Origin of the sequence: Amycolatopsis camponoti (genome assembly GCF_902497555.1) — a bacterium.
Taxonomy (GTDB): domain Bacteria; phylum Actinomycetota; class Actinomycetes; order Mycobacteriales; family Pseudonocardiaceae; genus Amycolatopsis; species Amycolatopsis camponoti.
Genome location: NZ_CABVGP010000001.1, coordinates 244352 through 256550 on the forward strand (window position 1 = coordinate 244352; position 12199 = coordinate 256550).

The window sequence follows — 12199 nt, forward strand, 5'->3', positions numbered from 1 at the left end:
ACGTAGAGTCCCTCACGATGGCCTTCACGGACTTGTAGGCACGCCGGAGATTTACCCGTTAGAGCTGTGCGATGTCGAGCTTTCCCTCGGAGTAGGACGCGCGGATCCGCTTCTTGTCGAACTTGCCGACGCTCGTCTTGGGCACTTCGTCCACGAACGTCCAGTTCTCCGGCAGCTGCCACTTCGCGACCTTGTCGGCCAGGAACTCCCGCAGCTCCTCGGCGGTCGCGGTCCGCCCCTCCTTGAGCACGACGGCGACCAGCGGCCGCTCGTCCCACTTCTCGTCGGGGATGCCGACGACGGCGGCCTCGGCCACCGCCGGGTGTCCCATGACCTGGTTCTCCAGGTCGACCGAGGAGATCCACTCGCCGCCGGACTTGATGACGTCCTTGGCGCGGTCGGTCAGCGTGAGGTAGCCGTCCGCGCTGATCTTGCCGACGTCTCCGGTGCGCAGCCAGCCGTCGTGGAACTTGTCCGGGTCGACATCCGCGCCGCCGTAGTACGCCCCCGCGATCCACGGGCCCCGGACTTCGAGCTCGCCCACGGCCTCGTTGTCCCAGGGCAGCTCCTCGCCCGAGTCACCGATCAGCCGGGCCGACACGGCCGCCGGGAAGCGGCCCTGCGTGTAGCGGTAGCGCCAGGCCTCGTCGCCGGTCGCCGAGGCCGGCGGGCGCGCGACGCTGCCCAGCGGTGACGTCTCGGTCATGCCCCAGGCGTGCAGGATCCGGACGTGGTGCCGTTCCTCGAACGCGTGCATCAGCGACGGCGGCACCGCCGACCCGCCGACGACGACCTCGCGCAGGTGCGAGATGTCCTGCGGGTTGGCTTCCAGGTGGGCGAGCAGGCCCTGCCAGACGGTCGGGACCGCGCCGGCGAACGTCGGCTTCTCGGCGGCCAGCAGCGCGGCGAGCGGGGCGGGCTGGAGGAACCGGTCCGGCATCACCAGGGACGCGCCGACCATCAGCGCCGCGTACGGCAGGCCCCACGCCATCGCGTGGAACTGCGGCACGATCGCCAGTGCCTTGTCGTGCTGGGCGAGGTTCATGCTGTCGCTCATGCAGACCTGCATCGAGTGCAGCCAGATCGACCGGTGCGAGTAGACGACGCCCTTGGGGTCACCCGTCGTGCCCGACGTGTAACACATCGCGGCGGCCGAGCGTTCGTCGATGTCCGGCCAGTCGAAGGTGTCCGGCTGGGCGGCCAGCAGCTCGGCGTAGGAGTGCACCTGGACGCCGTCCGGGGCCTGCAGTGACGCCGCGTCGCCGTTGGCCACGATGACGTGCCGGACCGTCTTGAACTCCGGCAGCTGCTTCGCCAGCAGCGGGACCAGCGTGCCGTCGACGATGACGACCTGGTCCTCGGCGTGGTTGGCGACGAACACCAGCTGCTCGGGGAACAGCCGGATGTTCAGGGTGTGCAGGACCGCACCCATGGCCGGGACGGCCAGGTAGGCGGCCAGGTGCTCGGCGTTGTTCCACATGAACGTGCCGACGCGCTGGTCGCCCGTCACGCCGAGGCTCCGGAGCGCGTTCGCGAGGCGGGCGGCGTGGCGACCGAGGTCGCCGTAGCTCTCGCGGCGGGCTTCTGAACCGGTCCAGGTGATGACTTCGCTCGCCGAGTGCACCGACGTGCCGTGGCGGAGCAGGTTCGCCAGCGACAGCTGGCCGTCCTGCATGGTGCTCAACATGGTCGCTCCCGGGGGTTGTTCGCCGGTGAACTGGGGTTGGGCCGACTCTAGTGCGGATCGGGTGAAGCGGGCATGGTCAACAACGGCTCCGTTCGGTCACGGTCGTCCCGCGATCGGGCGACGACCGGACGATGATCATGATCATCAATTCTTACGCTTTTCCTTGTGGACAAGGAAATGCGCCCGGGAACAACATCGAGTGGAAGGTTCACTTCCGGGTGAGTGACGCCACCCGGGACGCTTCTTGGGAGCGTTTCCGCAGGCCGGAGCGGGTTGCCCGGTATCACCTCGGGGGGTAATAAGTGCGTGTCGGTTGCACGGCCGTGAAGCCGGTGGCGTTTACTGGGGCCGTGGTAAGAGACGGCTGGCCAGCGCTTGCATCAGCAAGCACGTCGAAAAGCCGTCGGCCGCGAAAGCGGAGACCTGAGAGGAAAGGACTACTACGTTGGCTCTGCCTACGTTGACTCCGGAGCAGCGCGCTGACGCCTTGGCCAAGGCCGCCGAGGCTCGCAAGGCGCGTTCGGAACTGCTTGCGTCGATCAAGTCCGGCAAGGAGAGCATCGAGAAGGTGCTCAAGCAGGCCAAGGAGAACAAGACCATCGGGAAGACGAAGGTCACCCAGCTGCTGAAGGCCGTCCCCGGCCTCGGCGCGGTGAAGGTCGCCGCCCTGCTCGAGCAGGCCGGCATCGACCCGGACCGGCGTGCGGCCGGCCTGGGCGAGCGCCAGCGCGAGGCGCTCATCGACGCGCTCAAGTAGCCGTCATCAGGAGCTCCCGCGGGGGGAGTGTCGCTCGTGACACTCCCCCCGCGGATCTCCCGAAGCCTGGGACGCTGGAGTCGTGAGTTCACCTGACCCGGCGACCCTGGCACTCGACCTCGCCGCCCGCTACCAGCGGGGCGACTTCCTCTTCACGACGGCCGAGCGCGCACTCCTCGCGCAGGGCACGATCCGGACCGTCACCGAGACGGACCCCCGTCGGCTCGCCTCGGCGATCCCCGGCGTGCTGGCCGAGACCGGCGCTTCGCTGGCCGTCGGTGTCCTGCCGTTCGACACCGGGCCCGCCACGAAGGTGCCGGGCCACCTCGTCGTGCCCCGGACCGTCCACCGCTCCGAGGGCGCGCCTTCGCTGCCGCGTGAGGTCCTGCCGGCGCCCGTGCGGGTGCGTTCGGTGCCCTCGCCCGAGCGGCACATGGCGGCCGTCTCGGCGGCCGTCGAGGCGCTGGCCGCGCGTGACCTGCGCAAAGCCGTCCTGGCCCGTGCTCTCGACCTCGAGTTCGCCGCGCCGGTGTCCGCGGAGAGCATCGTGCGCAACCTGGCGGTCGGGAACCCCCGGCACTTCACGTACGCGGCCGAGCTGCCCGGCGGCCGCTCGCTCGTCGGCGCCACGCCCGAGCTGCTGCTGCGCCGCACCGGCCGGACGGTGTTTTCGTCGCCCCACGCGGGCTCGATGCCGCGGTCCGCGGACCCGGCGACCGACCGCGCCAACGGCGAGGCACTGCGGACGTCACGCAAGGACCAGCTGGAGCACGCGGTGGTGATCGACTACCTGGTCGAGGCGCTGCGGCCGTTCTGCCGGACGCTGGAGGTCCCGGCGGAGCCCGAGCTGGTCACGACCCCGGCGATCTGGCACCTGCGCACCCCGATCACGGGCGAGCTGGCCGACCCGGACGTCACGGCGCTCGACCTGGCGGCGGCCCTGCACCCCACGCCGGCGATCTGCGGCACCCCGACCGAGGGCGCGCGCGAGCTGGTCCAGGAGCTGGAGCCGTTCGACCGCGACTACTACGCGGGAGCGGTCGGCTGGGTCGACGCCGCGGGCGACGGCGAGTGGGCGGTGGCGATCCGCTGCGCCGAGATCGCGTCGACGTCGATGCGGCTGTACGCGGGGGGCGGGATCGTCCCGGCCTCGGACCCGCGGGCGGAGCTGGACGAGACGACGGCGAAGTTCCGGACCCTGCTGGCCGCGATGGGCCTGGCGGACCTGCCGGTCTAGGGGGCCCAGACTTCCTCGGTCACCGACAGCTCGTCGGTGGTCAGGACCGCGATGGCCGCCCGGTAGCCGTCCGCGGCCTTGAGGTCCACCGAGCGGGTCGTCGCCGGGTCCAATGCCGGGTCGCCGGACTCCACCAGCCGCGCCGGTTCGTCGAAGCGGGAGAACGTGATGCTCTTCAGCGGGATGCGCAGGCCCTTGCCCGTGGCCTTCATCACGGCCTCCTTGCGCGTCCAGTAGACGAAGAACGCCGACGCCTTCTCCGCGTCCGTCAGGCCGGTCAGGTGGGCCGCCTCGGCGGGGCTCAACGCGTACTCGATCAGGCCGTCGTCGGCCTTGCGGGTCGCCGTCTCGACGTCCAGGCCCACCGGGACCGACGGGGTCGCCGCCACGCCGATCAGCTCGCCCGAGTGGGAGATGGACAGCGTCAGGTCCGCGCCCGGGACCCGCGGCCTGCCGTGTGGCTTCCCGCAGTCTTCGCAGGTCGCGTCGAACTTCACCGAGTCGACCGGCAGCCCGAGCCGCTCCGCCGCCACCGTCTTCGCCAGCACGCGGCCGGTGAGGAAGCGGCGCTTGTCCGCGTCCTGCCGGTACGCCTCGAAGCGGCCTTGCTCGACGTCGTCCAGCAGGCGCAGGAAACGCTCTTCGGCGGGCAGCGGGGACGACCAGCGGACCACGATCTCCATCACCTCTCCGATCCTTCCGGGCGGCGAAGCGGTTGTCACGAATTCGGGGACAGGTCTGGGGTAATCACGCTCCCAAGAGGTACCCTGAACTAAGCAAGCGCTTAGCCAGTGTCGGAGGAGCAGCTCACCCATGGACTTTTCACTCAGCACCGAAGAACGTGAAGTGCGCGACTGGGTCCGCACGTTCGTCCAGCGGGAGCTGATCCCGCTCGAGCAGGAAGTCCTCCGGCGCGAGCGCGCCCACCAGCCCGGGCTGACCGGCGAGGAGCTGAAGGACCTCCAGCTGAAGGCGAAGGAGTCCGGCTTCTGGGGCGTCTTCACGCCGGAGGAGTACGGCGGCATGGGCCTGTCCGCCGTGATGGCCGCGCTGCTGGAGGCGGAGCTCGGCCGCACCTTCGTGCCGTTCCGCTTCGGCGGCGCCGCGGACAACATCCTGTTCCACGCCAACGAGGAGCAGAAGCAGACCTACCTGCTGCCGACCATCTCGGGCGAGCGCAAGTCGTGCTTCGCGATCACCGAGCCGGGCGCCGGGTCGGACGCGAAGGCCATCCGGACCACCGCCCGCAAGGACGGCACCGACTGGATCATCAACGGCGAGAAGACCTTCATCACCGGCGGCAACGAAGCCGACTTCACGATGGTCTTCGCCATCACCGACCCGGAGAAGGGCGCGAACGGCGGCGTCACGTGCTTCCTCGTCGACCGCGAAGCCGGCTGGAAGTCCGAGTACATCGACACCATGGGCGAGTGGGGCCCGGCTTCGCTGATCTTCCAGGACGTCCGCGTCCCCGAGACGCAGATCCTCGGCGAGGAAGGCCGCGGTTTCGAGCTGGCCATGCAGTGGATCGGCCAGGGCCGCTACCTGCTGCCGGCGCGCGCGATCGGTTCGTGCGAGCGGCTGATCTCGATGGCCATCGAGCACGCCAACACCCGCGAGACGTTCGGGCAGAAGATCGCGGAGCGCCAGGCCATCCAGTGGATGATCGCCGACTCCGGTGTCGAGCTCGAGGCGCTGCGCTGGCTGGTGCTCAACGCCGCCTGGCAGGTCGACCAGGGCGTCGACTCGCGGCACGCGCAGTCGATGGCGAAGCTGTACGGCGGCCAGAAGGCCAACGAAATCGTCGACCGCGTCCTGCAGATCCACGGCGGCATGGGCTACACGCGCGAGCTGCCGATCGAGCGCTGGTACCGCGAGCTGCGGCTGCTGCGCATCTACGAAGGCACCGACGAGATCCAGCGCCGCACCATCGCGCGCAACCTGCTCAAGGGGCACGTGAAGGTCGGCGGCGTGCTCGGCTGAGGTCCCCGGAAAGCGAACGAGGCCGCCTCCCGGACGTCCGGGAGGCGGCCTCGGCGCTGCTTCGGGTTACTTCTTGTTGCGAATGGCGATCGGGACGCCGGCCAGGTCCTCTTCGTTGCACAGCAGCTTCACGTCGTAGTACGGCGAACCCTGGCGGTCGTCGTAGTCGAGGTGGATGGCCAGGACGTCGAGAGGCTCGCCCAGCCATTCCTGTGCCTGCCGTAGCCATTTGGAGCACCGCTCCAGGGCGGTGGGGAGATCGTCATCGCGGAACTCGACGGGGCGGTAGGGTACGTCCTGCACCTGATCGCGGGGGTGTGCCGGCGTCGGGAGGCCCGGCGCGAGACCCGAGTCGTCCAGTTCCAGTTGGATCGTTTCCTCAGTCACCCTTCGAGCGTCCCCCACGCACGCCGTCTGGGCAAGGCGTACACAGGTAAAAGCGCCGCTAAACGGACATGCCCCACTCTTTCGCGACGATTTCCCGGCAGCGTCGCAAGTCGGCCACGCCCGGCGGAGACGTGCAGCCCAGTGCCCTCGACACCAGCTCCGCGTAGTGCTCGGCGAGCTGGTCCAGCGCCAGCGGTCCGCGCGGCGAATACCACCGGGCGACGCCGCTGCACATCTCCAGCAGCGCGAGCCGGGTCACCGCCGGGTGTTCGGTGTGGAACACCCCCGCCGCGACGCCTTCTTCGATGGCCGCCGCCCACAGGTTTTCGTACGCGTCCCGCAACGCCACCACCGGCTCGCGCGCGGCCGGGGACAGCACGTCGACTTCGTTGTCCACCACGCGGGTTTCCGCCGGGCCGACGGCGTGCGCGAGCACGTGCAACGCGACCAGCGTCCGCAGCCGGTGCACCGGGTCCGCGCTGCCGGCCGTCGCTTCGCGGGCCGCGTCCAGCAGGCGGTTCAGCGCCGTGTGCATGATCTCGGCGAGCAGATCTTCCTTGGTGCCCATGTAGTGGTACAGGCTCGCCGAGGAAAGTTCCGCCTCCTGCGCCAGATCCCGGATGCCGGTGCCGTGGAAACCCTTGGTGGCGAACAGCTTCACCGCTGCCGCGCGGACGCGCTCCCGGCTGGTCACAGCCACGCTTCCGCCTTCGCGTCCCACGAACCGGCGCGCGGGTCGGCCACCTTCCGCAGCTCGCCCTTGGCGACGCGCTCGGACGGCGTCATCGGCAGCTCGTCGGCGAACGCCCAGAACCGCGGAACCTTGAAATACGCGAGCTTTTCCGAACAGAACGCGGCCAGCGCGGCCGGTTCCGGGCGCTCGCCGTCGCACACCACGTACGCCTTGATCTCCTCGCCGCGCAGCTCGTCGGGCACCGCGACGACGGCCGCCAGCCGCACCGCCGGGTGCAGCAGCAGCGCGCGCTCGACCTCGTCGGCCGAGACGTTCTCGCCGCTGCGGCGGATCATGTCCTTCGTCCGCCCGATGTAGTACACGCGGCCGGCGTCGTCCATCCGCGCGAGGTCGCCGGTGTGGAACCAGCCGTCCTCGAACGCCTTGGCCGTCGCCTCGGGGTCGTCGTGGTAGCCGTGCATCAGCCCGATGCCGCGGATCAGCAGCTGGCCGGTTTCCCCGCGCGGCAGCGGCTTCCCGTCTTCGCCGGCGATCATCGCCTCGCGGTCGCGGCTCGGCCGGCCGATGCAGCCGGTGCCGACGGTCTCGTCGTGGTCCTCCGCCGTCATCCGGATGTCGCCGCCGGTCTCGGTCATCCCGAACGCCTCGTACCACGGCACGCCCCAGCGCGCCTCCAGCTCGGCGTGCAGCTCGTGCGGGATCGCGGACGCGCAGATCGCGCGGACGCGGTGGTCCCGATCGGCCTCGGACGGCTCCTGCCGCAGCAGCAGCGTCGGCATCAGGCCGAGGCAGTAGAACCAGGTGACGCCGTGCTCGCGCACCTTCGCCCAGAACGTGCTGGGGTGGAACCGGTCCAGCACGACGAGGGTGGCGCCGGCGGCGAGCCCCAGCGCGACGTTCCACTGTGGATCGATGTAGTGGAACGGCTGCGCGGTCAGCATGACGTCGTCCTCGCCGACGGCGGGGAAGTCGGTCGCCAGGCTCACCGCGAGGGTCGTCCAGTACCGGTTCGGCAGGACGCAGCCCTTGGGGGCGCCGGTCGTGCCCGAGGTGTACTGGATGTTGACCGGGAGTTCGGGCACCGGCGTGAACTCGGGCGGCTCGGCGCCGGAGCGGAGCCGGTCCGGGGTGATCACTTCGGTCAGCCCGATGCGGCCGAGCAGATCCGTGAACTCCGGCGCGGCGACGGCGAGCTTCGCGCCCGAGTGACGGAGGACGTGGGCGCCGTCGAACTCGCGGTAGTTCGTGTTGACCGGCACCAGCTGTGCGCCGATCTTCGCCAGCGCCAGCCAGATCAGCGGGAACGCGGGCACGTTGCGCAGCATCACCGCGACCCGGTCGCCGGGCTCGATTCCAAGTTCGGCCAGCGCCGCCGCGATTCGTGAACTTTCGCGATCGACCTCGGCGAAGGTGAAGCGCCGGTCGCCCTCGTCGAAGATCCACGCGGTGCGCGACGGCCAGAGCCGCGCGGCCCGCGTGACCAGTTGCGCGAGCGTGCCGATCTCGGCGAGGGGGGTCATGTCCGGCTCCGGAAAGCCTCCGTGGACGCGGCGACCGCGGCCGAGGTTTCGGTGATGAGCGCGTGGCTGACCTCGAGTTCGAGTGCCGGTTCGACGTCGATCGGCGCATCGAGGACGCGCTTCGCCATCGCCGCGGCCGCGGGCGGGTGCTCGGCGATCCGCTTGGCCCAGCTCAGCGCCTCGGCCTGGAGCTGCTCCGCGGGGACGGCGGCGTTGACCATGCCCAGCTCCGCGGCCTTCCGGCCGTCGAAGCGCTCGCCGAGCAGCAGGAGCTCCTTCGCCTTGAGCGGGCCGACGAGCAGCGGGAGCAGCCGTGACGCCGCGCCGGTGACGCTTAGCCCCAGCGAGACCTCGGGGAACGCGAAGACGGCGTCCTCGGCGGCCAGGATCAGGTCGCAGCCGAGCGCGAACTCCGCGCCGGCGCCGATCGCGTAGCCGTGCACCGCCGCGATCACCGGCTGGCGCAGCGCCCGCAGCCGACGCGTGACGTCCTGGAGCCGGTCGAGCCGCGCCCGTGAATCACCCTCGGGGGTGGGTTCCTTGAGGTCGTGGCCGGCGCAGAAGGCGCGGCCGGTGCCGGACAGCACGACGACGCGGGCGTCGCTGCGCGCGGCGGCGTCGAGCGCGGCGAGGAAGTCGTCGACCAGGACGGCGGCGACCGCGTTCAGCCGCTCGGGCCGGTTCAGCCGGATGTGCGCGATGCCGTCCTCGACGGCGAACTCCACGGTGGGCATGCGGCCGATGCTAGACGTTCGATCGATCGATCGATAGCCTCGGACTCGTGCGAGTCGATGCGGTGTACGAGAACGCCACAGTGTGGACGGGTGCGGGCGTGACCAGTGCCCTTGCTGTCCTGCACGGCCGGGTGGTCGCGCTCGGGGACGACGCGGTTTCGCTGTCCGCTCGCTCGCGGGTCGACCTCGGCGGCGGGTTCGTCGTGCCCGGGTTCCACGACGCGCACAACCACATGGCGTGGTTCGGGATGGGCCTCGACGACGTCGCGCTGGGCGGCTGCCGCAGCGTCGAAGAGGTGTACGACGCCGTCGCCGCGCGGGCCGCGACGCTCCCGGCCGGGAGCTGGGTGGTCGGGAGCGGGTACGACCAGAACAAGCTCGCCGGCGGGCACCCGGACCGGCACGGGCTCGACCGGGCCGCGCCGGGGATGCTCGTGCGGCTCAAGCACACGTCCGGGCACATGACCGTGGTGAACTCGGCGGTCCTCGACCAGCTGGACCTGGCGCACGTGCCGGTCGGCGGCGACGTCGTGCTCGATCCGGACGGCTCCCCGACGGGGTTGCTGCGCGAGCAGGCCCAGCTGCTGCTGCGGCCGCTGACCTACCCGACGCCGGTTTCGCGCGTCGTCCGCGGGCTCGACCGGGCGTCCGAGCGGTACCTGTCGGAGGGCATCACCAGCGTCCAGGAGGCCGGGATCGGCGGCGGGCTGGTCGGCGAGACGCCCGTGGAGCTGGCCGCCTACCAGGAGGCGCGCGAGGCCGGGGTGCTGCGCGTCCGGAGCACGGTGATGGTCGCGGCGAGCGTGCTGCACGACCTGCCCGACGGCGCAGGGTTCGGCCTCGACCTGGGCCTGCGCACCGGCCTGGGCGACGAGTGGCTGCGCGTCGGCCCGATGAAGCTGTTCGCGGACGGCTCGCTGGTCGGGCGCACGTGCGCGATGCACGAGCCCTTCGACGGCGAACCGGACAACGTCGGCTACTTCCAGGTGCCCGAGGACGAGCTGGCCCGGACGATCCGGCGAGCGCACGACGCCGGCTGGCAGATCGCGACGCACGCGATCGGCGACCGCGCGATCACGGTGGTCCTCGACGCGTACGAAGCCGCGTTGGCCGCTTCGCCGCGTACGGACCACCGGCACCGCATCGAGCACTGCGCGGTGCTTCAGCCCGCGGAGCTGTCCCGGCTCGCTTCGCTGGGGTTGCTCGCTTCGCCGCAGGGACGCTTCGTCAACGAGCTTGGCGACGGCATGCGCGCCGCGCTCGGCGAGTCTCGCGTCCCCTGGTGCTACCGGCTGCGAAGCGTCCTCGACGCGGGTTGCGTGCTTCCCGCCTCTTCGGATCGCCCGGTCGTGGACGGCGCTCCGCTGCTCGCGCTGGCCGACATGGTTCGCCGGCGTACGGCGTCGGGGGCGCCCTTCGGGGTCGAGGAGGCGTTGACGCCGGAGGAGGCGTTGCGCGCTTACACGCACGGGTCGGCGTACGCGACCTTCGCCGAGCGTGATCTGGGCACGCTGGAGGAGGGGAAGCTCGCCGACTTCGCCGTGCTGTCGGGATCGCCGCTGGAGGAGTCCGCTTTGGACGAGCTGACCGTGCGGGGAACGGCCGTCGGCGGCGAACTGCGTTACCAAGCCTGATGACTCACCTCCCCACGAACTCCAGCGCCTCCTCGGCCAGCTCCGCCCACGGCTGCGGCGACGCCACGTCCAGCGCCAGCCACTCCTTCATCGGCGTGCCCTTGTTCGCGTCGAAGCGCACCCCTTGCCCGCCCTCGACCAGCTTGTCGACCCGGCTCCGAGGCAGCTTCAGCACCAGCTGCCCGCGGACGAACATCGCGAAGATCCGCCCGTGCACGCGCAGGGCCGTGCGCCCGAAGCCGCCGGTCGCGCCGGGTGGCGTGATGCCCGGGCGTCCGGTGAACTCGTCGACCAGCTCCTCGAACCTCTCCTCTGGTGACATCGACCACCTCCGCATCCTTCAAGCCCGACAGTAACGACCACCACCGACAGAAACGGGAGGCGAGATGCCCGTCCGCGACGCCGTCTTCGACGACATCGAAGAGATCTGCGCGCTCATCGAGGAGCACGCCGTCTACGAGGACAACCACGACCTCAAGCTGGACCGCGCCGAGATGAGCGGTCACCTCTTCGGGCCGGACCCGAAGGCGTGGGTGCTGATCGCGACCCCGCCGGGCGAGCCCGGGACCGTCGCCGGCTTCGCTTTCTGCAGCTGGAACTTTTCGACCTGGGAAGCGCGGCCCGGAATCTGGCTGGACGATCTGTTCGTCCGGCCCGCCCACCGCCGCCACGGCCTCGGCGGCGAGCTGCTCGACGAGCTGCGCAACCGAACGACCGGGCGCGTCGAGTGGGACATGCAGGCGGGCAACGAGAAAGGCGAGGCGTTCTACGCCCAGCTCGGCGCCGAACCCGTCCCCGGCTGGGTCCGCTACCGCTGGCGACCCTGAACTTTCACGAGAAAGATCCCGGCCCCGTATCGTGTGCGGCATGGGAGATGGTTCGGTCCGGAGGTCCTCGTCGGTCGAGGACTACGTCCGGGTGATCTACGGCCTGGTCGAACGCGGTGAGGCGGTCACGAACACCTCGCTCGCCGGCCGGCTGGAGGTCAGCCCGTCCTCGGCGTCGGGGATGGTCACGAAGCTGTCCCAGCTCGGGCTGGTCACCCACGTGCCCTACCGCGGGATCGAGCTCACCGCCGACGGGCGGCTCCTGGCGCGCTCGGTGCTGCGGCGGCACCGGCTGATCGAGACGTACCTGGTGTCCGAGCTCGGCTACACGTGGGACGAGGTCCACGCGGAGGCCGACGCGCTGGAGCACGCGGTGTCGGACCGGCTGGTCGAGCGCATCGCGGCCAAGCTGGGCAACCCGGTCCGCGACCCCCACGGCGACCCGATCCCGGCCGCCGACGGCAGCGTCGAGGAGCTGTCGGTCCGCATCCTGGACGACCTCGAGCCGGGCGCGGTGGGCGAGATCGTGCGGGTGTGGGACACGGACCCCGAACTGCTGCGCTACCTGACGGAACACGCGATCAACCTGGGCGAACGCATCGAGGTCGTCGAGCGCCAGCCGTTCGGGGGACCGATGGTGGTGAAGGTGGGCTCCCCGCCGGACGCCGCGACGCACGCCATCGGCAAGGAGATCGCGCAGGCCCTGTCGGTCACCCTGCGCTGAGCCCGCTCCGTGCCG

The 12199-nt window shown here is 70.8% G+C and carries 13 protein-coding genes; 6 read left to right on the forward strand and 7 right to left on the reverse strand.

The genetic code is table 11. From position 1 onward, the window contains the following. Positions 1 to 58 precede the first annotated feature (58 nt). On the reverse strand, positions 59 to 1687 hold the full coding sequence (locus AA23TX_RS01200) for a long-chain fatty acid--CoA ligase (RefSeq protein WP_155540757.1): 1629 nt from the start codon (positions 1685 to 1687) through the stop codon (positions 59 to 61). Positions 1688 to 2132: 445 nt separating this feature from the next. On the opposite strand from AA23TX_RS01200, the gene mihF reads away from it, so the two are divergent. Beyond that, a complete protein-coding gene (mihF, locus tag AA23TX_RS01205) occupies positions 2133 to 2444 on the forward strand; it encodes an integration host factor, actinobacterial type (RefSeq protein WP_026468624.1) in 312 nt (103 codons plus the stop codon). Between the two features lie 82 nt (positions 2445 to 2526). Continuing rightward, complete coding sequence (locus AA23TX_RS01210; RefSeq protein ID WP_155540758.1) at positions 2527 to 3681, forward strand: isochorismate synthase; 1155 nt, start codon at positions 2527 to 2529, stop codon at positions 3679 to 3681. On the opposite strand, the gene AA23TX_RS01215 is transcribed toward AA23TX_RS01210, so the two are convergent. Next, entirely contained in the window at positions 3678 to 4364 is a 687-nt protein-coding gene (locus AA23TX_RS01215) for a 4'-phosphopantetheinyl transferase family protein (RefSeq protein ID WP_196425137.1), read from the reverse strand. The two genes, AA23TX_RS01210 and AA23TX_RS01215, sit on opposite strands and share 4 nt — an antisense overlap. A 130-nt stretch (positions 4365 to 4494) precedes the next feature. Between AA23TX_RS01215 and AA23TX_RS01220 the strand changes: the two genes are divergently transcribed. Continuing rightward, entirely contained in the window at positions 4495 to 5664 is a 1170-nt protein-coding gene (locus AA23TX_RS01220; RefSeq protein ID WP_155540760.1) for an acyl-CoA dehydrogenase family protein, read from the forward strand. A gap of 66 nt (positions 5665 to 5730) precedes the next feature. Here AA23TX_RS01220 and AA23TX_RS01225 read toward each other — a convergent pair whose 3' ends face one another. The 4 genes from AA23TX_RS01225 to AA23TX_RS01240 are packed head-to-tail and all read right to left on the reverse strand — an operon-like array spanning position 5731 to position 8999. Beyond that, on the reverse strand, positions 5731 to 6051 hold the full coding sequence (locus tag AA23TX_RS01225; protein WP_155540761.1) for a hypothetical protein: 321 nt from the start codon (positions 6049 to 6051) through the stop codon (positions 5731 to 5733). Between the two features lie 58 nt (positions 6052 to 6109). Continuing rightward, a complete protein-coding gene (locus tag AA23TX_RS01230) occupies positions 6110 to 6745 on the reverse strand; it encodes a TetR/AcrR family transcriptional regulator (RefSeq protein ID WP_155544174.1) in 636 nt (211 codons plus the stop codon). Then, positions 6742 to 8265, reverse strand: coding sequence for an ATP-dependent acyl-CoA ligase (locus AA23TX_RS01235; RefSeq protein ID WP_155540762.1), 1524 nt, complete (start codon positions 8263 to 8265; stop codon positions 6742 to 6744). Before AA23TX_RS01235 ends, AA23TX_RS01230 begins: the two co-directional genes overlap by 4 nt. Then, positions 8262 to 8999, reverse strand: coding sequence for an enoyl-CoA hydratase/isomerase family protein (locus tag AA23TX_RS01240; protein ID WP_155540763.1), 738 nt, complete (start codon positions 8997 to 8999; stop codon positions 8262 to 8264). The genes AA23TX_RS01235 and AA23TX_RS01240 overlap by 4 nt, the downstream gene beginning before the upstream one ends. Positions 9000 to 9046: 47 nt before the next feature. Between AA23TX_RS01240 and AA23TX_RS01245 the strand changes: the two genes are divergently transcribed. Next, entirely contained in the window at positions 9047 to 10633 is a 1587-nt protein-coding gene (locus tag AA23TX_RS01245) for an amidohydrolase (protein WP_155540764.1), read from the forward strand. A gap of 4 nt (positions 10634 to 10637) precedes the next feature. Here AA23TX_RS01245 and AA23TX_RS49510 read toward each other — a convergent pair whose 3' ends face one another. Then, a complete protein-coding gene (locus AA23TX_RS49510; RefSeq protein ID WP_196425138.1) occupies positions 10638 to 10955 on the reverse strand; it encodes a hypothetical protein in 318 nt (105 codons plus the stop codon). Positions 10956 to 11019: 64 nt separating this feature from the next. On the opposite strand from AA23TX_RS49510, the gene AA23TX_RS01255 reads away from it, so the two are divergent. Then, entirely contained in the window at positions 11020 to 11460 is a 441-nt protein-coding gene (locus tag AA23TX_RS01255) for a GNAT family N-acetyltransferase (RefSeq protein ID WP_155540765.1), read from the forward strand. Positions 11461 to 11500: 40 nt separating this feature from the next. Continuing rightward, the gene (locus AA23TX_RS01260) at positions 11501 to 12184 is read left to right on the forward strand and encodes a metal-dependent transcriptional regulator (RefSeq protein ID WP_155540766.1); all 684 of its coding nucleotides are present in this window, start codon (positions 11501 to 11503) and stop codon (positions 12182 to 12184) included. The last annotated feature ends 15 nt before the right edge of the window (positions 12185 to 12199 follow it).

What these genes read in the sequence shown, in the direction of transcription:
- AA23TX_RS01255 (WP_155540765.1), top strand. Translation starts at nt 11,020, where the DNA reads ATGCCCGTCCGCGACGCCGTCTTCGACGACATCGAAGAGATCTGCGCG.
- AA23TX_RS49510 (WP_196425138.1), bottom strand. Translation starts at nt 10,955, where the DNA reads ATGTCACCAGAGGAGAGGTTCGAGGAGCTGGTCGACGAGTTCACCGGA.
- AA23TX_RS01240 (WP_155540763.1), bottom strand. Translation starts at nt 8,999, where the DNA reads ATGCCCACCGTGGAGTTCGCCGTCGAGGACGGCATCGCGCACATCCGG.
- AA23TX_RS01235 (WP_155540762.1), bottom strand. Translation starts at nt 8,265, where the DNA reads ATGACCCCCCTCGCCGAGATCGGCACGCTCGCGCAACTGGTCACGCGG.
- AA23TX_RS01200 (WP_155540757.1), bottom strand. Translation starts at nt 1,687, where the DNA reads ATGTTGAGCACCATGCAGGACGGCCAGCTGTCGCTGGCGAACCTGCTC.
- AA23TX_RS01220 (WP_155540760.1), top strand. Translation starts at nt 4,495, where the DNA reads ATGGACTTTTCACTCAGCACCGAAGAACGTGAAGTGCGCGACTGGGTC.
- AA23TX_RS01215 (WP_196425137.1), bottom strand. Translation starts at nt 4,364, where the DNA reads ATGGAGATCGTGGTCCGCTGGTCGTCCCCGCTGCCCGCCGAAGAGCGT.
- AA23TX_RS01260 (WP_155540766.1), top strand. Translation starts at nt 11,501, where the DNA reads ATGGGAGATGGTTCGGTCCGGAGGTCCTCGTCGGTCGAGGACTACGTC.